The sequence below is a fragment of the Flavobacterium sp. U410 genome, from assembly GCF_053570605.1.
This window is the reverse complement of the sequence record NZ_JBSEFI010000032.1, coordinates 1-21715: the sequence shown is the minus strand read 5'-3', so window position 1 is coordinate 21715 and position 21715 is coordinate 1. Positions and strand designations below refer to the sequence as shown.

Sequence of the window (21715 nt, the reverse complement as noted above, 5' to 3'; positions counted from 1 at the left end):
TTTTTTCTTGTTATATTTGTTCTCGAAAGGAATTCACAATAAGGATTATTCCGTTGTGAAAACATTTAGCGCCTCGACTATCTTCGGGGCATTTTTATTTTAAGATGTAGTGTTTAGGAGATCACGATAAAAAGCAAGTAGATATTTATTCCCAATTTTATTTGTATTTTTAAAACAAAAACATGAATCCTACGATACGATTGTCTTCCATACTCGATAACGATTTCTATAAATTTACCATGCAAAATGCGGTGATAAAATTGTTTCCGTATGCCAAAGTGCAATACCAGTTTATCAATCGGGGACAACATCCTTTTCCGGAAAATTTTGGAACGCATTTAAGAGAAGCTATTCAAGAGATGACTCATTTGAAATTGACTTTGAAAGAAAAAGAGTTTTTAAAAGTTAATTGTCCCTATTTAGATCCAACTTATTTAGATTTTTTACAAGGGTATCAGTATGATCCATCAGAAGTTACCATTACACAAATGGGAACAGAGGTTTCGGTTGCTATAGAAGGGTATTGGTACCGAACCATACTTTGGGAAGTGCCAATCATGTCGCTCATTAGTGAATTGTATTATGAATTAACACAGCAGGTGAGAGCGGATGATGCTAAAGTAATAGCAACGGTTTCAAAGAAAGTAGCGGCTTATAAAGCTCTTGGAATAAAATTTGCTGATTTTGGAACCCGTCGCCGACATTCTTTCTCAGTTCAGGATTTGGTGGTGCAAACCTTGCAAAAAGAAGGAAACGGAACTTTTATGGGAACAAGTAATGTACATTTAGCTATGAAATACCAAACGAAGCCTATCGGGACTCACGCACACGAATGGTTTATGTTTCATGCTGCCCGTTATGGTTACAAAATGGCAAATACGATGGGATTAGAACATTGGGTAGATGTATACCGAGGCGATTTAGGAATAGCATTGACCGATACGTTTACCACTGATGTTTTCTTTGATCAGTTTGATAAAAAATTTGCAAAACTCTTTGATGGTGTTCGCCACGATTCCGGAGATGCTGTAGCATTTGGAGAGAAAACAATAGCACATTATCAAAAATTAGGCATTGATCCTTTGACTAAGACTATCATTTTTTCGGACGGTCTGAATTATGAAAAAGTAGAACGAATAGCAAATCATTTTAAAGATAAAATTGGGCTTTCTTTTGGTATAGGAACCAATTTAACGAATGATGTGGGCTTAAAACCTATGAATATTGTCATAAAAATGATTCAAGCTTTACCGGAAGACCAACAATGGACAGGTGTCATAAAGCTTTCCGATGAACCTCATAAACATACAGGAAAAACGGAAGATATAGAACTGTCTAAGCGTTTGTTACATATAAATTAAATTTTATCGTGGGCAATTAAGGTTTGCTTGAAAAATATACCGAACGAATAGACTATTACACATTATATAGAGGAAAAAAAGTGCTATAAAGTATAAAAATTAGGTAGAAATAGTTACTTTTGTCCCGATTTTTTAATACCGAACTTAGATCATGGTAAAAGATTTATTTGAAAGAATTCAACAAAATAAAGGTCCTCTAGGAAAATGGGCTTCACAAGCAGAAGGATATTATGTATTTCCTAAGTTAGAAGGTGAGTTAGGACCTCGCATGCAATTTCACGGAAAAAATATTTTAAACTGGAGTTTGAATGATTATTTAGGATTAGCGAATCATCCGGAAGTGCGTAAAGCAGATGCTGAAGCGGCACAACAATGGGGAGCAGCGTATCCGATGGGTGCTCGTATGATGAGTGGGCATACTAAATACCACGAACAATTAGAAAATGAATTAGCAGCATTTGTTCACAAAGAAGCGGCTTATTTATTGAACTTTGGTTACCAAGGAATGGTGTCAATTATTGATGCTTTGGTTACTAAAAATGACATTATTGTTTATGATGTAGATTCTCATGCGTGTATCATTGATGGCGTTCGTTTACACATGGGGAAACGTTTTACGTACAAACACAATGATTTAGAAAGTATGGAAAAAAACCTTCAGAGAGCTACTAAAATGGCTACTGAAACTGGAGGAGGAATTTTATTCATTACTGAAGGAGTTTTCGGAATGCGTGGTCAACAAGGAAAACTAAAAGAAATTGTTGCCATGAAAGAAAAATACAATTTCCGTTTGTTAGTAGATGATGCTCATGGTTTTGGTACTTTAGGAAAAACAGGTGCTGGAGCAGGTGAGGAACAAGGTTGTCAAGACGGAATTGATGTCTATTTTTCAACTTTTGCCAAATCAATGGCAAATATCGGAGCTTTCGTAGCAGCAGATAAAGATATTATCGATTACTTAAAATACAATTTACGTTCGCAAATGTTTGCTAAAGCGTTGCCGATGATTCAAACAATTGGTTCATTGAAACGTTTAGAGTTATTACGTAATTCATCTGAAATTAAAGATAAATTATGGGAAAACGTAAATGCTTTACAAAACGGATTAAAGAGTAGAGGTTTTAATATTGGTGATACAAATACTTGTATTACACCGGTATATTTAGAAGGGTCAATTCCTGAGGCCATGGTAATGGTTAACGATTTACGTGAAAATTATGGTATTTTCTTGTCGATTGTAGTTTACCCGGTAATCCCTAAAGGAATTATCTTATTGAGAATGATCCCTACAGCGTCTCATACACTACAAGATATTGAAGAAACATTAGCAGCATTTGAAGCTATTCGTGAAAAATTAGTAAACGGTACTTACAAACAAATTGCAGAAGCAAATGTTGTAGATATGGAAAAATAGTTTTTCCTGAGAGAAAAGAGTAAAAAGCCACTTGTTTACAAGTGGTTTTTTGCTTTTCGGAAACTAAAAAGACATTTTTACAAAGTTTTCTACTTTTTTTATTAAAGTTGTGTTAAATTTGAAAGAAAAAAATTAAACACGATGAAAAAGAAGTTAAATGAATACAGATTAGAAATTCTACTTCTGGTACTATATAGCGCTTTAGGCTCTTTATTATGGTATTTGATTTTTATTATCTGATTACTCTGGTAAATAAAGCCAATAGGTCTTCCGATTTATCTGTCGATACCGGGATTTCAATTTGATTTTGTAAGGTAACCGTTCCTCCATCCGATTTGCTATAACTTATGATATATTCTGTGTTGATAATGTACGATTTATGACATCTGAAAAACACATTATATTCTTTTAAACTTTCCTCAAAATTCTTTAAAAATCGGCTAGTAACCATTTTTTTTCCTGAAGTTAATACAATTTGAGTATAGCTATTATCTGCCTTTAAATATAAAATTTCCGATGGTGCAATCATGATCAGGTTATTACCATCAGGAATAGCAATTTTAGATTCTTTTTTCAACTGCTCTGAAACCTGAATGATTCCGTTAAACGGATTCGAATGTTTTCTGGTAAATCGTTCAATAGTCGCTTTTAATTCATCTGAATCAATAGGTTTTAGTAAATAATCAATGGCAGAGGTTTTGAATGCTTGTATTGCATATTGATTGTAAGCGGTGGTAAAAATGATAGCAAAATTCATTTCGTTTTCATCAAAGAAATTCACGATTTCTAAACCATTGTACTTTGGCATTTCGATATCTAAGAAAACTAAACTCGGTTTGTGTTTTCGAATCGCAATTACACCTGAGGGCAAATCGTCACAAACAGCAACAATTTCTACTTGTGGTGCTACCATTTCTAAAACACCTTTTAAATAAATTTGGGCTCTGTTTTCGTCTTCAATTATAATAGCTTTAATCGTTTCCATTTCCATTACAGTTCTATTTTAATGGTTACTTGAGTTCCGTTGCTTTCTTCGTCATTATTGTACAGGTCAGTATATTCGACGGTAATTTTATATTGGTCTTTATTTAGTAATTGTATGCGTTCTAAATTAGCTTTTGTGGCAAAAGATTTGGACTTATTAGCATTTAAACGGTTCAATTCAGCGGATTTTACCCTTCCAATTCCATTATCTTTAATGACTCCGATAAGCGTATTTTGGTTTTCCAATGAAAAATCAATGGCTAATTCCTTGTATTTTAAACTATGACTCAAACCGTGTAAAATGGCATTTTCTACATACGGTTGGTACATCATAGTCGGAATTTTAATTTGCTCCCAATTTTGGATATTATGAGAATTGATAGCAAAATGTAAATCTTTAAAACGCATTTGCTGCAATTCCAAGTAGAGTTGTAGTGATTCTATTTCTTCTTTTAAACTAATGGTGTCAACATCTGAAAATTCTAAAATCTTACGTGTCAGTTTAGAAAATTTGGATAAATATTGAGAGGCTTCTTTGGTCTCATTCGTAAAAATATAGGACTGAATATTATTAATAGCATTGAAAAAAAAGTGTGGGTTCATTTGAGATTTAATCAACTGTAAGCGCGATTCTTTTAGGTTGTTTTCTAAAGTCAATTGGGCAACCTTAGCTTTATTCTTCTTCGTAATCTGGTGCAATTTAATTCGGTATATACAATACACAATTACCAAAACAAAAATTATAATCAAGGTTACAAACCACCATCTTTTCCAAAAAGGTAATAAAATCGTAAAATGTTCCGTTTCGGTTGAAAAAATGGGTGAATTAGTTTTTCGGTCAAAAATTTTGAACCCAATAACATAATTACCAGATTGTAGTTCAGGTAAAATAATAGAGTCAGCATTACTCTCAAATCGAAATGCTTTTCCATTGATATAATAGTAGAAATCATATTCATTCAAAATATCAAAGTTGATAATGTCAAAATGAATAGTAACAGAATTGTAGTTATAAGGAATTTTTGTAAAGGTATCTTTTGTAAAAGCTTCTTCATTAAAAGAAATAGAATTGATATTAATTTTAGGTAATTCCTTAAACTGAATCTTGTTCTCTAATGGGATTTGAATTAACTTTTTATGAGTTATTAAAAATAACTGGTCATCAATAATTTCAAAATCAATAATATTATGAAAAGAGCCTATGCTATTTAGTTTTTGAAGTTTGTTTTTTTGAAGCTCGAAGATGGCGTCTTTAGAAGATAAATAACAATGATTTTGATAAACTTTGATGTTTTTGAAAACTTCTTTTTCGTTTAAAAAATGAATGTCATTACGAATTTTGTAAAACACTTTTCCATTGTTGGTAACACCCCATAAAGTATCATTAGTAAAAGCAATTCTTTTGGCAAAGATGTCTTGTTTTTCGTGTTGAATTTCACGTACGGTATTTTGTTGGTCAATGCTAAACAAACCTTTATTGGTTGCAATAAAAAGCGTTTGATCTTTAGGTGAATAGCTGCACGATTTGGCTCGTAAGTTTTCAATGGTATTGTTTCGATTGACCTCTTCCTTAGTAATAGTTTGTAAATCTACTTTTCCGGCATACCCTGTTGATGCAATACCGACAAGAGTATCATTAATTTTGGTAATATCTTTTACTGAAGTATAGTTGTGATACATTTTATTTTTGGAAATATCCTGTGCATAAAACCCGTTGCCGGTAAAGAAATTCCAATTGGAAAAAGAATTAAAATCGAGGAAAAGAATGTGATTATTTTCTTTAGTATCAAAAAAGAGCTTGGCCTCAAGATTAGGTGAATGCTTATAGATTTTACCACTATTAGTTCCGGTATAAATGATTCCGTTCTTTTGAGAAATACTGGAAAATTCATCATTAGGCAACGAAAATTCTTTGCTTAATAAATCTTTAATGACATAAATTCCATTAGTTGGCGAACCTATCCAAATAAAATTATTAGAATCTTTAGTATAACTCGAAACATTTTTATCGATTAAAAAATGAAAATCGGCTTTAGGTTGTAATTCATAATCTAATTGATAAATGCCATTTTTGGTAAAACACCAAATTTCATCCTTCAGTAAATACACATTTTGAAGCGTTTCCGGCAAAGCCAAAACATTTTGGGTAACAATTCCCAAAGTGTTTAAAAGAATAAAAGGAGTTTTAGGCTGACTTCTATCGGCTATGGCAATAAACTTATCGTTTGCAAAAGTAATTAGTGATTTAAAATCGTTTTGAAGACTGATGATCTTTTCGGTAGTTTTCTTTTTAAGATGATAACGATAAATGGTTTCGTCACCATAATACAACCAATCGTCTAAAATTTGACAAAAAACAAAAGAACTTCCTTTAATTAGAATATTCTGTTTTAGTGTTTTTAAATCAATTTGCTCAATTCCTTGGTCTACAACTCTAAACAAAGAATTTTTGTTCATGGCATAGGATTTGAAACCCGAACTTTCTGCGGAAGCTAATTGCTTTAAGCTATCGTTTTCGGTATAAAAGAAATAGCCATCAAAAGTTTGGTACCAAATTCTTCCCAGATGATCTTCTTTTATATACGATCCTGACTTCGAAAGACTACAATCATTATCAAATAATTTAAAAGATTTTCCATTAAATCGAAGCAATCCTATTTCAGAAGTACACCAAATATAACCTTTGGAATCTTTATAAATGTCATAAATGTTTTCGGAAGGTAAACCCGATTGCGAATTGATATTTTCAAAGAAAACGCCTTGCGCCTGTAGAGAAACGCAAATAGAAAGGAGAATGATTTTGAAAATGTAATTTTTCACAAATAAGGTTTTTGCAAATGTAATTGATAAAGTTAGTTTTAAAATAGCGTTTCACAAACTCAAATGCATGTTTCACCTTATTTCTATCTTTTATTTCGTATGAAAACCATCACTTTTGCCTTGTTAAGTGATAATTATAAAAATAAATTAGTATGAAGTTTAAAGTATTTTTAGCAGCACTTTTGCTGACAAGCAGCTTACAATCTCAGGCTCAATTAGGAGATTTGTTGAAAAATAAATTAGCAAAAAAGAAAGAGAAAACAGAAAAATCTAGTGAGTCTAAAGAATCTAAATCCGATTCTAAAGCTAAAAAAAGCAAAAGCCCTTTAACCGTTCAGGTTCAAGAAGCGTTAGAGAATTTTAATTACGACGGAACTTTAACGGTAAAAAATGAAGATTGGAATAAGAATGAAGAAGTAAAAGATGCCAAAAAGATTTCGGGATATTATTATATGTATTCGCCAGTTTTTAATACGGTTGAAAAAGTTTTTGTTCGTTGGAACGATTACACGTATAAAAGTGAATCAAGAACTTTTCCAGGAATGAATGTGGTAACTTCAATTTGGACAAAAGAAAGTGCCGATAAATCCTATATGCGATACGATTTATATCCTTACGAAAGTAATTTGTTAAGCGCTCACGGTTTGTTGTATCAAATTACACCGGGTAAAATTTTAAGTCCAGAGCAAGATATGTTTGTATTGAATTATCCAAGAAATATGCGCGATGATAAAGGTTGGATTAAAAATAATTATGACTTAAATACACAAGAACCTTACCCTGATAGTAGATTATCGTATGACATGGCAAACGAAGTAAACGGATTTTTAAAAGAACCTAAAAAAACGTTATTGATATTAGTTAAAGATATAAAACAATTAGAAGGTTTAACAGGTAAAAAGTTGATAGAAACAATAGAGAAAAAATACATTCCAAAAGAATATTTCTCCATGGCTGCAGCAGCAAGAGCTGGAAATCAAGCAAAACCAAAAGGAACAACTTCTGGCGAATTTTATACAACAAAAGAATGGTATAACACTGCAAAAGCAGGCTTAACGAATGATTTATCGGCTGGAAAAACAATTAAGTATGGATATGCTCCAAATGCAGGTTGGTTTACAACAGTTCATGCTATTACAGGTGTTCCATTATATCAATCAGCTACGTATTGGTTTGTTGTAGAGCGTTCTCCAGAAGCTATGAAAAAGGATGTAAGAGGAAAGTATTATTTAATAGGAGCTAATTTAAGAAGAAAATATAACGGATCAGGTTACGATAAGCCTTATTATAACGGTTATTCATTTGCTGACCAAGATTTAACCGATGCAGAGTTTACAGAGTTTAAAAAGATGGCAGTAAAGTAATCCTAAACTGATTTTTATTTTCACAAACTCAAACAAGGGTTTCACCATGTTTCAAAAGAATTTCATTACATAAAACAAGACTTTTGCTGAAAAATAAATCCATTTATTATGAAGAAAATTTTACTTTTTTTAGTGTTAACTAGCTTGAATTTAGTGGCACAAACGCCTATTTGGCATTATACATTTGATGGTAATTCATCACCAGTAAACCCTCAAGGGAATTATGGAGGTTCATTATTTAAAGTTTCCGGAGGTACTACAAATGCTTCAAATTTTGGAATGGATCGTTTTGGTAATCCAGAAAGCAGTTTGCGTGTGGAAAATGATGGTAGTGGTAATTTCTTGTATTACACAAATCTTGCTAATTTACCACAAGGTAACAACCCAAGAACATTTTCTTTTTGGGTAAGATACAAAAATACAGGAGATAAACGTATCTTTTTATACGGTGGTAACACAAACGATAATATGTATGGTATGAGTGTAGGAACTTCTACTATAATACAATACATAAACACATCTCTAAGCCAATCAACTCAGTTTGTTAATTCAGATTATCCTCATTATGTATCCCTAAATTCTGCCGATAGCGATGCTTGGATACATTATACGGTTACCTCTAATTCTTCTGAAACAAAAATTTATAAAAACGGTGTTTTATTGGATACTCATGCAATAACACTTACAACTTATGGAACTAATTTAAAATTTGGTTTACCAAATTTAGATGATAACACACCAGTAGCAGGTTCTTTTTTACTTGATGATTTTAAGATCTATGATCAAGTTTTAACAAATAGTCAAATTAAGCAACTATATGCCGATGCAATGGCATTTGATGCAACAGATTTAGTTGCCTACTATGGTTTTGATGGTAATTTGAATTGTGCAAACAATGCCCAATACAATTTAACCGCAAGTAATCCAGCAGATAATTATTATGTTACCGGAGTTATTGGACAAGCAAGAGAATTTACAAGTAATGCTGCTTATAATGATATTTTGGGGCAAGTAATTGATAATAATGAATTTACTATTATGGTGTGGGAAAAAAGAAATGCTGCACAAAGTTCAACTGATTATGCAACTATTTTTGAATTAGGAGGTTCGCTTTATGCAAGACGAAGACAAAGTAATTTTAAAACAGGCTATGCCGATAGTCCCACAACTTGGGTAGGAGAGGGTTCAACAATAGAAAATCCATACAATCAATGGGTGCATCATACTATTACAGTTAAAAATAATGGGGGCTATTTTAATGCCGTATATTATAGAAATGGAGAGTTATTATCACAAACAGTTTCTTCTTCAACTTCATTTCATATGTTTTTTAATAAATTTGTTTTTGGTGGAGGGATTGATGGAAATGGAGTTTTACATAGTGGTAAATACATTAAATATGTAAATTTAGACGAAGCCTATATTTATAATCGTATTTTGTCCCAACCTGAGATTTTAGCAACTATGTATCGCACCACATTGCCATCAGTTTTGTCAAGTGCTAACTTCGAATTAAAAGAAATTAGTTTATATCCAAATCCTACCAATTCAATGTTTACCGTTGAAGTTCCAAATGATACAGTAAAAACAGTTTCAGTGGTAGATGTTATGGGTAAAGTTGTAGTAACTTCAAATGTAACAACAGTTGATGTTTCTAATTTAGCTTCTGGAATTTATATAGTAAAAGTTGAAACCGTTTCAGGTAAAATAGGTGTCCAAAAATTAATAAGAAAGTAATGTAGCTTTTTATAGCGATATTATATTTTAAGTTTGGTAACGAAAAATGAGGACAATTGTCCTCATTTTTTATTTTTTCTTACCTTTCTTGTTTTTATTTTTTGCCTTCTTGGTGGTTTTGTATTTGGTTTTGTCTATCGCGTTATACTGCTGAGGTTGATCCCCGTAATATTCTAATTCTACTTGTCGAGATACACCTAAATTGACACTTGCAAACAGAGAAGGAAGGCTTACACTTACTTGCCAGTTTCCATTGTCATAATAAATATACGTTCCTTTTTGCATGTCATAATACATGTTTTGATCCGGAAAATAAATATGTCTTGTTTTAGCACGATAACCATGTGCCGGAGCCCAAGGTGGCGGACCTTGAGAAAAAATATCTTGCGTAAAAAATAATGCAAAAACTACAGTTAATACGACTATTATTGTATTTGATTTTAAAGATTTCATAGCGCTATAATTTTTAAAGTTTAGAGAATCAATGGCAAGAGTTATGCCAAAATAATTTATCTATTGCGGTACTTCGTCAAAATTAATCATCCAATTGATGCCAAATTGATCAACGAACATCCCAAAATAAGCCCCCCAGAAAGTAGTCTCCATTGGCATAATAACTTTTCCACCATTAGATAATCCGCTAAATAAACGATCCGCTTCTTCACGACTACCAGCATTAATAGAAACCGAAAAGTTGTTTCCAAAAGTGACGTTACCACTAAAAGAAGTACTGTCACTTCCCATTAAGATAGTTTCTTTACTGATGGGTAAACTAACATGCATAATTCTTTCACCTTCTTCCGGACTTAGAGGAGGATGGTCTTCACTTTGTGGCATATCTTTAAACTTACCAATGTAGCTAAATTCGCCGCCAAAAACGGATTTATAGAAGTTAAACGCTTCTTCTGTATTACCATTAAAAGTTAAATACACATTTACTGTTGCCATAGTTATTGATTTAGTTTTTTGTTTACAAACAATATTTTTTAAAATTATTCAAAATGCTTTGCCAGCCATCGCGCTGTAAATAAATAGAATTCGTACTTTCAGGCTCAAAGCTGCATAAAATTAATATTTTGTCATTAAAGGAAATGAATTCAGTGTGTACTTTCCGTTTGTCTTCCAAGTAAAATCCTAATTCTTTAAAAGGAGCAATATCGGTATACGTTCCTATTAAGTCAAATTCCATACTTCCGTCTTTAGCTGCCATGGTATAAGAAAACTGTTTTCCGATTTTTAAATCATTAACCGCTTTGGGACAATGCCAATCATCTGAAGCAAAATTCCAATTTACAATATGCTCAGGAGAGGTATACTTTTCCCAAATCTCTTCTATGGATTTATTGAGTAAGGTTTGAACCGTAATTGCTTTTACTTTTCCATTTTCAGCATCTTGTTTCACTAATTCCAATGCTTTTGGGAATTTCTCATTGAAATAGTCTTGCCACTTTTCGTCTAAAGTCAAATTGACATTCAGAGTAGTTTGTCCGTTTTCTTCTATTAAAGCATAGCTTTCTTCTGAACCTAACCATTCATTTTTTACTTCTTGTTCAATAGTGTCTTTTACTTCACCTTGATGTAAAAAAGTTATTTTTTTATTGGGAATTATTTCCGAAATTATGGAAAACATCCCATTTCCTTCAGGGGATAAAAAATGTATTTTGCTTCCTTCATTCCAATCAGAAAGAGCAAAAGAACCTTCATAAAAAACACTTACCCAGTTTTCATAATTGCTTTTATTCCAAAGAGAAAACCAGACTTTTTCTGCAGGTGCATTTATAGTCGTGGAAAATGAAACTTGCGTCATACCTTAAATTTTAGAAATATAAAGCTACGATTTTATATTGAATTTACGAACTACAGCTCAGCATAGAACAGCCAATTTTAGTTCGAGCCCAATCGGGCCTTTTGGCAAACCACTGTTCTTGTTCGGGTTGTTCTTCGTATGGGGATTTCAACAACTCATACAAATTGTGAACTAATGAGTAATCGTCTTTTTCAGCCGCTTCAATAGCTAATTGTGCCATGTAATTACGCAAAACATATTTAGGATTCACTTTGTTCATTCCTTCTTTACGTTCGTTATCGCTTTTAGTTTCTTGTTGCAGACTATTCAAATATAAGGAAAGCCAAAAATGCCAAGTTTCCAAAACCGCTTCTTTCAGTTCGTCGGGTTGATAAAAAGCAGACATGATTTTCTGTAAAGCTTCCGCTTCGGTGTCGTTTTTAGAAACATTAGCCAACAAACGATAAAAGATAGTCATATCGGTTTCAGTTTCCTGAAGTGTGATAAACAACTGATGAATCAGGTTCTCATTTTCTTTAGAAACTATCGTAAGTCCTAATTTGTCCAACATCATGTTATTAAAATCCGTTTGAAATGTGGTATGGAAGTTTTCTAAAATTTGTTCTAAAGGTTTTACATCTTCAATCAGTAAGTATAATGCGTTGGCCAACTGTAGTAGATTCCATAACCCAATATGCGGTTGGTTGCCGAAACGATAGCGTTTTCCTTGCGCATCGGTCGTATTGGGTGTCCAATGAGGATCATAATCTTCTAACCAACCATACGGACCATAGTCAATTGTAATGCCGTGAATCGACATGTTATCGGTATTCATCACGCCATGTACAAAACCAACGCGTTGCCAATGAATAAGTAGTTCTTTTGTTTTGTTTGCAATTTCCTGAAAGAAAGCAATATATTTCTCTTTTCCATCAGTCTTTATATAGCAAAAGTGTTGTTCAATGCAATAATCGGCTAAAAGTTTGAGATTAGGAATATCATTTCGCGAAGCAAAAATTTCAAAGTTTCCAAAACGAATAAAACTAGGTGCCACTCGACAAACAACAGCTCCTTTTTCGTAGGCCGCATTTCCGTTGTATAAAATGTCTCGTAAAACCGTATCGCCGGTTTCCATTACCGAAAGCGATCGAGTAGTGGGAACGCCCAAGTGATACATCGCTTCGCTACACAAATGTTCTCTAATTGAAGATCGCAACACGGCAAGTCCGTCGCCCCGACGCGAATACGGCGTTTGTCCGGCTCCTTTGAGTTGAACCATCCAATTCTTATCTTGATGTTGAACTTCAAACAAGTTTATGGCACGACCGTCGCCCAATTGTCCCGCCCATTTTCCAAATTGATGTCCGCCGTAACACATGGCAAAAGGTTGGGTGTTTTCCAATACTTTTTGTCCCGAAAAGACAGCGGTAAAGGCTTCAGAAGTACAGTTTTCTTTGGTAAGTCCTAGCAATTGAGCCACTTCAGTAGTCACGTGAATTAATTTGGGATGAGAAGGTATTTTAGGCGTTACATATGAAAACATAGCACCGTTGACCTGACGCGTTTCATTGGTTTTATCAGGATCAGCCGGAAGTTTTTCAGTAAAAGTAGTATGAATGGAAAGTTGCATCGCTTTTTGTCAAAGTTACAAAATTGGGATAAGCTGCTCTTTAAAATGCGTAAAAAAATGTATCTTTGAATCCAAATTTTTAATAATGGCAACTACAACTCAAACACAATTGGAAGCTTATTTCGATACTTTTCGAAATGAAATTGTTGGAGTAAACCAAACTTTTGATTCGCCTTTTGGTGAAAAGAAAATCATTTATACAGACTGGACGGCTAGCGGACGTTTGTACAGACCTATTGAAGAGAAAATGTTGTATGAATTTGGTCCGTTTGTTGCCAATACTCATACCGAAACTTCCATCACGGGTACGGCTATGACTCTGGCCTACCATAAAGCGCGTCACATTATTAAAAAGCACGTTAATGCCAATGAAAATGACGTTTTGATTACGGATGGAACCGGCATGACAGGCGTAGTGAATAAATTGCAACGTATTTTAGGCTTGCGCATTGCCGAAAACTTAAAAGAATTTACTCAAATTCCGCAAGCGATAAAACCCATTGTGTTTATTTCGCACATGGAACACCATTCCAATCAAACGTCTTGGCTAGAAACTATTGCCGATGTAGTGGTAGTTCCTGCCAACGAAGAAGGATTATTTTGTTTGGAAAATTTCAAAAAACTATTAGAACAATACAAAGACAGAAGTTTTAAAATTGCATCAATTACATCATGTTCTAATGTAACCGGAATTAAAACACCTTATTACGAAGTAGCAAAGTTAATGCACCAAAATAATGGCGTTTGTTTTGTAGATTTTGCGTGTTCCGGACCTTATGTTACGATTGATATGCATCCGGAAGATTCGGAAGCGTATTTGGACGCTGTTTTCTTTTCGCCACATAAATTTTTAGGCGGACCGGGAACCTGCGGGGTCATGGTTTTCAATAAAAACTTGTACAAAAATAATGTGCCTGATTGTCCGGGAGGAGGAACGGTAAAATGGACGAATCCTTGGGGAGAGCACAAATACATCGACAGTATTGAAGATAGAGAAGATGGTGGAACACCGGGCTTTTTGCAGGTAATTAAAACCGCTTTGGCTATTGAATTGAAAGATAAAATGGGCGTTGAAAATATTTTGGAGCGTGAACACGAAATTGTGGACTACATTTTCAGTCGTTTACAAGATGTAAACAATATCAATATTTTGGCTCCCCAACATCAAGATAGATTAGGTGTATTTTCATTTTATATTGACGGATTACATTATAATTTAGGCGTGAAGTTGCTTAACGACCGTTTTGGTATTCAAACGCGTGGCGGTTGTAGCTGTGCCGGAACGTATGGACATTATTTATTGCATGTAGATCAAGAAACTTCTCATAATATTGTTTGCCAAATTTCGGCAGGTGATTTAGAACGCAAACCGGGTTGGATTCGTATGTCGATTCATCCTACAACAACAAATGCAGAAATTGAATATGTTTGCGACGGCATTTTAGCATTGGCGGAAAATCATCAAGAATGGGCAAAAGAATATTCGTATGACAATAAGACCAATGAGTTTACGCATAAAGAAGCGAAAGATTCCATTCACGAACGAATTGATAATTGGTTTACCTTATAAAAACAAAAAGGATGGTTTTTTAGCCATCCTTTTTTTATTGCCGATCTGAACTTGTGTTTCAGATTCTTTTAATTTCTTCTGTATTTCCAACGTTTGTGCGTCCAGAAATAATATTCAGGCGCTTCGTAAATTTGTTGTTCTACTTCGCGAATAAATCGTCTGCTGACTTCAAATTCGGGTAAAGTTTCAATGTTATTGTCTGTGATCGGGATGAAAGTAGCTTCATAAAATCCGCGTTTTACCTTTTTAACTTTCATGTATAAAACATTCATGTCTAAGTGACGTGCCAACATTTCGCCTCCGGTATGAATAGGAACTTCGTGTCCTAAAAAACTATCCCAATATTTAGCACTGTTTTTTCCGCCGGGCGTTTGGTCACTAATAAAGCCATAAACGCCTTGGATGCCTCTCTTTTGGTTTTCCGTTACCTCTTTTACAGTATGCTTGGTATCAATTAAAGTAGCATCAAAACGAGAACGAATTTGACGTATTAAATGATCAAAATACGGATTTTTTATTCTTTTGTAAATGCCAAAACCTTTAAACCGAACATAAGTGCCTAAAGTTATAGACCATTCCCAGCTGGCATAATGGGCATAAAATAAAATGATGCTTTTTCCTTTGTCTTCGTATTCTTTGAACAAATCCAAATTGGTAAACGTAAATCGCTTCTGGATTTCTTTTTTAGAAATCGTCATGGTTTTAGCCATTTCCATAAACATGTCGCACAAATGACGATACGATTTTTTCTCAATAGCTAATCTTTCCTTTTCACTTAAATTAGGGAAAGCCAATTTAATATTCGATCGAACGGTTCCTTTGCGATAGCCAATGACATAATACACAATAACTTTAACGCAATCGGAAACGAAATAAAATATCGGAAATGGCAGTATGGAAACTAACCATAATAAGGCATAAGCAAAATAATAAGCAATTCGCTGCATGTAATTAAACTTTTTACAAAAATACTTTTTTTAAAGTAGTTTTAAAATAAATTAACTATTACTAATTTTACTCAAAAAAAGAATAATGGATATTTATTTATTGGTCATTATAGGAATCAACGCTTTAGTCAGTTTTAAAGGCTTTAATGATCCTGAGTTTTTCAGACGTTATGAGTTTCATATCGGAAGTATTAAAGGAGGGGAGCAATTGCGAATGTTAACCAGTGGTTTTTTGCATGTAGATGCTATGCATTTAATTTTTAACATGCTAACCTTGTACTTTTTTGCGCCTGTGGTTTCTCAATCTTTAGGCGATATGTATTTATTATACATTTATTTCGGAAGTTTGATAGGAGGAAACCTTCTGACGTTGTATCTGCATAAAGATGATTATTATTATCGTGCGGTAGGAGCATCGGGAGCGGTAACGGGAATTATTTACAGTTCTATTTTGTTGTACCCCGAAATGACTTTAGGATTGTTTTTTGTCATTCCTGTTCCGGGGTATCTTTTTGGAATAGGGTACTTGTTGTATTCCATTTACGGTATGCGGGCTAAAAATGACAACATAGGACACACTGCGCACTTTGGAGGAGCTATTGCCGGTTATTTGATCACATTGGCCAAAGAGCCGTCGATGTTAGTGACCAATACTAAAATGGTTGTTTTGTTGACCATTCCGATTATAATCCTTTTTTATTTATACAAAAGCAAAAAAATATAAGTTTGGCACGACTATTGGATAAATTATCTAAAAAATAAATACATATGAAAAAGTTAGTTTTAGTTTTAACATTAGTTACCACAGCAATGATGGCTCAAAACACAGTAACCGAACCGGTTCCGCAAATTTCAGTAAGCGGAGAAGGAAAAATAAAAGTAACACCTGATGAAGCTTTAATCACGCTGGGTGTTGAAAATACAGGAAAAGACGCTACCGAAGTGAAAAAGAAAAACGACGAAACGGTAGATGCTATTTTGAAAGCCATTAAGAAAAACGGAATTCCTGCAAGCGATTACCAAACACAAAATGTGTCGTTGCGCAAAAATTATGATTACAACCAAAAGAAATACAGCTTTTACGCGAGCCAAACCATAAGCATTCATTTAAAAGATTTGAAAAAATACGATGCGTTGATGATGAGTTTGGTTGATGCGGGTGTTAATACCATTCAAGGTGTGGAATTCAAATCGTCTAAAATAGAAGAACACCAGTCAGAAGCACGTAAAAAAGCTATGCTAGACGCTAAAAAGAAAGCGGAAGACTATGTTTCGGTTTTAGGACAAAAAGTGGGTAAAGCCATCCAAATTAGCGACAATTCGCAAGTGAGCTATCCAAGACCGATGTACAAAACACTTGCTATGGCAGAAATGGCCGATGCAGCACCTAATGAAACCCTTGCGATAGGCGAAATTGAAGTTACGGCTAATGTTTCTGTGAGTTTTGAATTGAAGTAAAATAAGTTTTTAAAATAGAAAATCCCGAAGTTAATGCTTCGGGATTTTTTTGTTTTGACGTATTTTTTAATATTGCCTCCATAAAATGGTATCATCGGCAGCTCTCCAAAATTCGTGCTCAAAATGGGCAGCCATTAAAAATGCTTCTGTCATTTTATTACGGATTTCTTCTGTGGTTTTTTCTGCAAGGGTATCGCAAATAGCAAGTGCTTGTTTTACGCCATTTTCAAAATCCTCACTTGCATACGTGTTAATCCATTTTTCATAAGGATTGTTCTCTAATTTAGCATGTTGAACAATATGTTGTCCCACTTTCATATAAATCCAAAAACAAGGTAAAGTCGCTGCAGTTGTGATTTCGACAGCTTCAAAACCGGCTAGACTTTTAAGATAGTGTACATAATGATGGCAAATAGGTTGAATGTTTCCTTTTTCGCGAATAGAATATTCTATAAAAAAAGATTCGTGTAAAGCATTCTCTACAACAATGGCATTTTCGGCAAATCGCATATAAGTTAGTGCGTGATTGATTTGATTTAATTTAGCTCCGATCATTGCCAAAACACGTCCAAAATGCTCTAAATAAATAGAATCTTGTTTGATGTAGAATTGAAATTTTTCAATGGGTAAAGTTCCGTCTGCTAAAGATTTTAGAAAAGGAAGTTCTAAAATTTTATCATAAATAGGTTGTGTTTTTTGCCAGGTAGATTCAGACCATTTCATTTTTTATTGCTTTTATAGGATGATGAAAATGATTTAAAGGGCCATTTCCTTTCCCTGTAATTACATCTTTTCCTGCTACAATACTTTCGTAAACATAATCTTGTGCATACTGTATTGAAGTAGGAATATCGAAACCTCTTGCCACATAAGATGCGACAGCAGAAGATAGTGTGCAGCCCGATCCGTGAACATTTTTACTGACTACTTTTGTAGATTCGTACGTTTGCTGAAGACCGTTTTTTGAAAACAGAATAGAAGTTAATTTTTCGGTTTTTAAATGTCCGCCTTTTAGTAAAACATTGTTACAGCCTTGCTTCAGAATAATTGGTCCGGCTTGTTGAATATCTTCAATGGTTTTTACTTCCTGATTAGCTAAAATACTCGCTTCGTCCATATTCGGGGTAATTAATTCCGAAATGGGGAAAAGTGTATTCTTGATAACCTCAATCGTTTCTTTTTCAATTAAACGATGTCCGCTTGTTGCTACCATTACAGGGTCAAAAATGATAGGAATACGCGGGTATTGTTTTAATGTTTCTGTTATTGTGTAAACCAATTCGGGATGATGAACCATTCCAATCTTGATGGCATCTGGCATAATGTCATCTAAAACAACTTCGATTTGTTCTTTAACCGCTTGCGTTGAAATAGGATAAATCGATTTTACGCCAGTTGTGTTTTGCACGGGCAAAGCAGTCAATACAGATGTGGCATAACAGCCTAAAGCCGAAATAGTTTTAATGTCAGCTTGTATGCCGGCTCCGCCACTACTATCGAACCCTGCGATGGTTAAAACAGAAGGATATTTATAAGTTTTCATTAAGTATTTTTGATTTTAATAATAAAGCTTCTTTGTAAGGATCTTTCGAATGACAAATCGCAGAAACAACAGCAATGCTATTGGCACCGGCATTTAAAACATCGGTTATGGTAGAAAGATTCATGTTTCCGATTCCGATTAATGGTTTTTCGGTTAATGTTCGTATTTGTTGAACTCCGGAAATTCCCCATTCAACAACCGTATCTTTTTTTGTTGAAGTAGAAAATACGGGACTAATTCCCAAATGATGTGCAAAATCGATTTCTTGCAGATCAAACTGACGAAGGTATTCAATAGAATACCCAATCATTTTGTTAGGCCATATTTCACTAATTTTACTTGGAGGAACATCGCTATTTCCTACATGAATTCCTTCTGCATCAATATGTACGGCAACGTCTAAATTATCATTGATAATAAGTGGAATATCATATTTAGTTGTTATTTCTTTTAGTTGATTTGCTTTTGTTTTGAATTGTTCTGTTGTGCAATTTTTTTCTCGTAATTGAATCACATCAACGCCTCCTTTTATAGCTTGTTCTGCCACTTGTAAATATGGATGGTGCAAACAAGCTTCTTCGGATAAAACCAAATATAATGGATACGGAAAGGCGTTATGCAAATTCATCAATCTCAATTTTTATTGTAGATAAGAATTCTTGTTCTGTAATAGAATAAAGTAAATCAAGGATATTGACTTGCAACGAACCAGGTCCTTTCGATTGTTTTTGGGCTAATTCTCCAACAATACTTAGTAAGGAAACTGCACTTATTGTTGCTTCAAAATAATTTGAATTTGCTCCTACAAAAGCTCCAATTAAAGCAGTTGAGGTACAACCGAGGCCTGTAACTTTAGTCATCAATTGATGTCCGTTTTTTACGGATGCTATTTGGGTTGAATGAATAATATAATCTACTTCGCCGGAAATACAGACAATAGCGTTGTGTTTTTTTGAAAGAATTTTACCCGCTTCCAAAGCATCAATACTTTTATGATGGCTGTCTACACCTTTGCTTTCCGAAAAATTAGCATTTGCTAATGCCATAATTTCAGATGCATTACCACGAATAACAGTAGGGTGATTTTTAAGAAGTTCTGTGGCAGTTGTAGTTCTGTAAATTGTTGCGCCGGCTCCAACAGGATCGAGAACCCAAGGTTTAGAAAGGGTATTAAATGTTGAACTGGCGAGTTGCATACTCGCAATCCAATCGGTGTTTAAAGTGCCAATATTGATGACTAATGCGTTAGAAATATTCGCCAAATCTTCAATTTCTGATTTTGCATGAGACATTAACGGCGACGCACCGGCAGCTAATAATGCATTGGCCGTGTTGTTCATAACCACAAAATTGGTTATATTAAGTACAAGTGGATTTTTTTGACGTACGTTTTGTACATTCTCCCAAATTTTATTTACCATAGAATTAAGTTTTTAATTTCTAGGTAATAATCTGATATAAAGAAGAGTAACCGATTAATTACATTAATTGGCTTTCGCTTTTCCCTACGTTAGTTTTAACTAAATCAGGTTCGAAGAGACTCTCTCAATTCTTTTTACAGAATACCCCTAAAGCTTTTTTCAAAGGTAAACTAATTTGATTAGGCTTGCAACTATCTATTCAATTGTTTAGCAAATAGCTGTTTTACAATTTCTATGAACAATTAAAGACTCTCAAGTAATATCAACTTTTCTTTATTAATAATATTTTAACTAACTGAAAATAAATCACATACCTGAATAAGGGTAATTGTTATTTATAAAATAGGGGTAATAAATTCCTTTTCTGTTTTGTTTACTGTCGTGTCAGCACCAAATCTACTTTAGGTAAAAACATCGGTATATCTAATTGATCGGCATAAGGACAAGGACCTTCCAGACTAAAATATTCATCATAACTAAAATCTTTATAGAGTATTTGATTAGGATTGTCTACATATCTTACCAAAGTAAAATCAGCACTATTATTGCAATGATTTTCTTTATCGGTAAACCCAAAATAGAACTCTTTACCATATATTACATGTCCAAATATTAAATATTCCCCAAAATTCGTAAAAGAAGATTCATCATAAATTACCTGATTAGTAATCAAATCTGTTACTTTTAACTTACCTACAATCCTATCTCTAAATTCATAGTCTCCATTAGGATAAGTTGTCTTTTGCTGTTGAAACAAAATAAAAGTAAACGTATATTTTTTATTGTTAGCCGTTCCTTCCCATGTGCCTAACCAAAATGGGAACTCGTTATCCAGATCTTTCAAATAGGCTCCGCTAGGATAATCAAGTGTTCTGTAAGGAACAATAGTAGTCACCGTCTGGCATTTTACATTCAGACTGATCAGAAACAAAAAGATGATTTTTAAAAGTATTTTCATGTTCTTTTACAATATCCTTTTTGGAATAATTTAAACCTTACCAAACTACTGTCGTGTCAACACCAAATCTTCTTCAGGTAAAAACATCGGAATATCTAATTGATCGGCATAAGAACAAGGTGCTATTAGACACCCATAACCTGATAGTTCAAAGTTTTTATACATAATTTGATTGGGATTGTTATAATCTTTCCACAATTCAAATTTTGCTGTATTACAGCAATTGTTTTCATTATCAAAAAAATAGAAACTAAAAACAGGATCATAAAGAGCTGTATTCGTTATATTATATTCCTCATAAGTGGTTGTAGCTAAATTGTCATATAGAATTTGATTGGTAACTAAATCCACTACTTTAAATTTACCACCTATCTCATCTCGATATAAATAATCTCCATTGTTAAATACATATTGATGTTGTTGGAAAAACGTAAACATAAAAGTATATTCCTTATTATTAGAGATTCCTTTCCATGTACCTACCCAAAAAGGGAATTCATTAAAAATATCTTTTTGATAGGTTCCGTTATTGTTCTCTAAACTTCTTAAAGGAACAATTTGCATTACTTGACAACTTGCTTGTAAACCAATCAAAACAAAAAATATAAATTTTAATGGTGTTTTCATCTTCTTTTTTGGATAATTTAAACCTTACCAAACTACTGTCGTGTCAGCACTAGATCTACTTTAGGTAAAAACATCGGAATATCTAATTGATCGGC

The 21715-nt window shown here is 33.6% G+C and carries 19 protein-coding genes, 1 pseudogene and 1 riboswitch; of the genes and pseudogenes, 7 read left to right on the top strand and 13 right to left on the bottom strand.

All coding sequences use genetic code 11. The features are described from left to right. The first annotated feature begins 182 nt into the window (after positions 1 to 182). The gene (pncB, locus tag ACUSJC_RS16015) at positions 183 to 1361 is read left to right on the top strand and encodes a nicotinate phosphoribosyltransferase (RefSeq protein ID WP_449270575.1); all 1179 of its coding nucleotides are present in this window, start codon (positions 183 to 185) and stop codon (positions 1359 to 1361) included. A gap of 151 nt (positions 1362 to 1512) precedes the next feature. Then, positions 1513 to 2775, top strand: coding sequence for an aminotransferase class I/II-fold pyridoxal phosphate-dependent enzyme (locus tag ACUSJC_RS16010; RefSeq protein ID WP_449270574.1), 1263 nt, complete (start codon positions 1513 to 1515; stop codon positions 2773 to 2775). Positions 2776 to 3007: 232 nt separating this feature from the next. Here ACUSJC_RS16010 and ACUSJC_RS16005 read toward each other — a convergent pair whose 3' ends face one another. Both ACUSJC_RS16005 and ACUSJC_RS16000 read right to left on the bottom strand, forming a co-directional pair. Beyond that, positions 3008 to 3760, bottom strand: coding sequence for a LytR/AlgR family response regulator transcription factor (locus tag ACUSJC_RS16005; RefSeq protein ID WP_449270573.1), 753 nt, complete (start codon positions 3758 to 3760; stop codon positions 3008 to 3010). Between the two features lie 5 nt (positions 3761 to 3765). Continuing rightward, a complete protein-coding gene (locus ACUSJC_RS16000; RefSeq protein ID WP_449270572.1) occupies positions 3766 to 6579 on the bottom strand; it encodes a sensor histidine kinase in 2814 nt (937 codons plus the stop codon). A 152-nt stretch (positions 6580 to 6731) separates the two neighbouring features. On the opposite strand from ACUSJC_RS16000, the gene ACUSJC_RS15995 reads away from it, so the two are divergent. Further along, positions 6732 to 7943, top strand: a complete 1212-nt coding sequence (locus ACUSJC_RS15995; RefSeq protein WP_449270571.1) for a hypothetical protein — start codon at positions 6732 to 6734, stop codon at positions 7941 to 7943. 108 nt (positions 7944 to 8051) lie between these two features. Continuing rightward, positions 8052 to 9680 carry a LamG-like jellyroll fold domain-containing protein gene (locus tag ACUSJC_RS15990; protein ID WP_449270570.1) on the top strand — a complete coding sequence of 543 codons (1629 nt, stop codon included), beginning with the start codon at positions 8052 to 8054 and terminating at the stop codon, positions 9678 to 9680. 69 nt (positions 9681 to 9749) lie between these two features. Here the strand turns inward: ACUSJC_RS15990 and ACUSJC_RS15985 are convergent, their stop codons facing one another. From ACUSJC_RS15985 to ACUSJC_RS15970, 4 genes are read right to left on the bottom strand one after another with little or no spacing between them, the layout of a single operon-like run. Beyond that, on the bottom strand, positions 9750 to 10133 hold the full coding sequence (locus ACUSJC_RS15985) for a hypothetical protein (RefSeq protein WP_449270569.1): 384 nt from the start codon (positions 10131 to 10133) through the stop codon (positions 9750 to 9752). A 60-nt stretch (positions 10134 to 10193) separates the two neighbouring features. Next, complete coding sequence (locus tag ACUSJC_RS15980) at positions 10194 to 10628, bottom strand: VOC family protein (RefSeq protein WP_449270568.1); 435 nt, start codon at positions 10626 to 10628, stop codon at positions 10194 to 10196. Positions 10629 to 10650: 22 nt separating this feature from the next. Then, positions 10651 to 11487 (bottom strand): SRPBCC family protein, encoded by an 837-nt coding sequence (locus ACUSJC_RS15975; protein ID WP_449270567.1) that lies wholly within the window; start codon positions 11485 to 11487, stop codon positions 10651 to 10653. Between the two features lie 43 nt (positions 11488 to 11530). Continuing rightward, the gene (locus ACUSJC_RS15970) at positions 11531 to 13096 is read right to left on the bottom strand and encodes a protein adenylyltransferase SelO (RefSeq protein WP_449270566.1); all 1566 of its coding nucleotides are present in this window, start codon (positions 13094 to 13096) and stop codon (positions 11531 to 11533) included. Between the two features lie 85 nt (positions 13097 to 13181). Here ACUSJC_RS15970 and ACUSJC_RS15965 point away from each other — a divergent pair, with 85 nt between their 5' ends. After that, on the top strand, positions 13182 to 14666 hold the full coding sequence (locus ACUSJC_RS15965) for an aminotransferase class V-fold PLP-dependent enzyme (protein WP_449270565.1): 1485 nt from the start codon (positions 13182 to 13184) through the stop codon (positions 14664 to 14666). A gap of 68 nt (positions 14667 to 14734) precedes the next feature. Here the strand turns inward: ACUSJC_RS15965 and ACUSJC_RS15960 are convergent. Further along, a pseudogene (locus tag ACUSJC_RS15960) lies at positions 14735 to 15622 on the bottom strand (lysophospholipid acyltransferase family protein); the annotation flags it as partial. 76 nt (positions 15623 to 15698) lie between these two features. On the opposite strand from ACUSJC_RS15960, the gene ACUSJC_RS15955 reads away from it, so the two are divergent. Continuing rightward, positions 15699 to 16337 (top strand): rhomboid family intramembrane serine protease, encoded by a 639-nt coding sequence (locus ACUSJC_RS15955; RefSeq protein ID WP_449270564.1) that lies wholly within the window; start codon positions 15699 to 15701, stop codon positions 16335 to 16337. 44 nt (positions 16338 to 16381) lie between these two features. Beyond that, positions 16382 to 17071 (top strand): SIMPL domain-containing protein, encoded by a 690-nt coding sequence (locus ACUSJC_RS15950; RefSeq protein WP_449270563.1) that lies wholly within the window; start codon positions 16382 to 16384, stop codon positions 17069 to 17071. Between the two features lie 66 nt (positions 17072 to 17137). Here the strand turns inward: ACUSJC_RS15950 and tenA are convergent, their stop codons facing one another. From tenA to ACUSJC_RS15920, 6 genes are all read right to left on the bottom strand, one after another. After that, on the bottom strand, positions 17138 to 17794 hold the full coding sequence (tenA, locus tag ACUSJC_RS15945) for a thiaminase II (RefSeq protein ID WP_449270562.1): 657 nt from the start codon (positions 17792 to 17794) through the stop codon (positions 17138 to 17140). Continuing rightward, positions 17781 to 18614, bottom strand: a complete 834-nt coding sequence (gene thiD, locus ACUSJC_RS15940) for a bifunctional hydroxymethylpyrimidine kinase/phosphomethylpyrimidine kinase (protein WP_449270561.1) — start codon at positions 18612 to 18614, stop codon at positions 17781 to 17783. The genes tenA and thiD overlap by 14 nt, the downstream gene beginning before the upstream one ends. After that, complete coding sequence (gene thiE / locus ACUSJC_RS15935; RefSeq protein ID WP_449270560.1) at positions 18601 to 19242, bottom strand: thiamine phosphate synthase; 642 nt, start codon at positions 19240 to 19242, stop codon at positions 18601 to 18603. The genes thiD and thiE overlap by 14 nt, the downstream gene beginning before the upstream one ends. Continuing rightward, a complete protein-coding gene (thiM, locus tag ACUSJC_RS15930; RefSeq protein WP_449270559.1) occupies positions 19229 to 20035 on the bottom strand; it encodes a hydroxyethylthiazole kinase in 807 nt (268 codons plus the stop codon). Before thiM ends, thiE begins: the two co-directional genes overlap by 14 nt. A gap of 64 nt (positions 20036 to 20099) precedes the next feature. Further along, positions 20100 to 20194, bottom strand: a riboswitch (TPP riboswitch). A 214-nt stretch (positions 20195 to 20408) separates the two neighbouring features. Beyond that, positions 20409 to 20993 carry a DUF6705 family protein gene (locus ACUSJC_RS15925; RefSeq protein WP_449270558.1) on the bottom strand — a complete coding sequence of 195 codons (585 nt, stop codon included), beginning with the start codon at positions 20991 to 20993 and terminating at the stop codon, positions 20409 to 20411. Positions 20994 to 21038: 45 nt separating this feature from the next. Next, positions 21039 to 21620 carry a hypothetical protein gene (locus ACUSJC_RS15920; protein WP_449270557.1) on the bottom strand — a complete coding sequence of 194 codons (582 nt, stop codon included), beginning with the start codon at positions 21618 to 21620 and terminating at the stop codon, positions 21039 to 21041. Positions 21621 to 21715 lie beyond the last annotated feature (95 nt).

Bases quoted from the DNA above. Each gene is read 5' to 3' on its own strand.
- pncB (WP_449270575.1), top strand. From the start codon at position 183: ATGAATCCTACGATACGATTGTCTTCCATACTCGATAACGATTTCTAT.
- ACUSJC_RS16010 (WP_449270574.1), top strand. From the start codon at position 1,513: ATGGTAAAAGATTTATTTGAAAGAATTCAACAAAATAAAGGTCCTCTA.
- ACUSJC_RS16005 (WP_449270573.1), bottom strand. From the start codon at position 3,760: ATGGAAACGATTAAAGCTATTATAATTGAAGACGAAAACAGAGCCCAA.
- ACUSJC_RS15995 (WP_449270571.1), top strand. From the start codon at position 6,732: ATGAAGTTTAAAGTATTTTTAGCAGCACTTTTGCTGACAAGCAGCTTA.
- ACUSJC_RS15990 (WP_449270570.1), top strand. From the start codon at position 8,052: ATGAAGAAAATTTTACTTTTTTTAGTGTTAACTAGCTTGAATTTAGTG.
- ACUSJC_RS15985 (WP_449270569.1), bottom strand. From the start codon at position 10,133: ATGAAATCTTTAAAATCAAATACAATAATAGTCGTATTAACTGTAGTT.
- ACUSJC_RS15980 (WP_449270568.1), bottom strand. From the start codon at position 10,628: ATGGCAACAGTAAATGTGTATTTAACTTTTAATGGTAATACAGAAGAA.
- ACUSJC_RS15975 (WP_449270567.1), bottom strand. From the start codon at position 11,487: ATGACGCAAGTTTCATTTTCCACGACTATAAATGCACCTGCAGAAAAA.
- ACUSJC_RS15970 (WP_449270566.1), bottom strand. From the start codon at position 13,096: ATGCAACTTTCCATTCATACTACTTTTACTGAAAAACTTCCGGCTGAT.
- ACUSJC_RS15965 (WP_449270565.1), top strand. From the start codon at position 13,182: ATGGCAACTACAACTCAAACACAATTGGAAGCTTATTTCGATACTTTT.
- ACUSJC_RS15955 (WP_449270564.1), top strand. From the start codon at position 15,699: ATGGATATTTATTTATTGGTCATTATAGGAATCAACGCTTTAGTCAGT.
- ACUSJC_RS15950 (WP_449270563.1), top strand. From the start codon at position 16,382: ATGAAAAAGTTAGTTTTAGTTTTAACATTAGTTACCACAGCAATGATG.
- tenA (WP_449270562.1), bottom strand. From the start codon at position 17,794: ATGAAATGGTCTGAATCTACCTGGCAAAAAACACAACCTATTTATGAT.
- thiD (WP_449270561.1), bottom strand. From the start codon at position 18,614: ATGAAAACTTATAAATATCCTTCTGTTTTAACCATCGCAGGGTTCGAT.
- thiE (WP_449270560.1), bottom strand. From the start codon at position 19,242: ATGAATTTGCATAACGCCTTTCCGTATCCATTATATTTGGTTTTATCC.
- thiM (WP_449270559.1), bottom strand. From the start codon at position 20,035: ATGGTAAATAAAATTTGGGAGAATGTACAAAACGTACGTCAAAAAAAT.
- ACUSJC_RS15925 (WP_449270558.1), bottom strand. From the start codon at position 20,993: ATGAAAATACTTTTAAAAATCATCTTTTTGTTTCTGATCAGTCTGAAT.
- ACUSJC_RS15920 (WP_449270557.1), bottom strand. From the start codon at position 21,620: ATGAAAACACCATTAAAATTTATATTTTTTGTTTTGATTGGTTTACAA.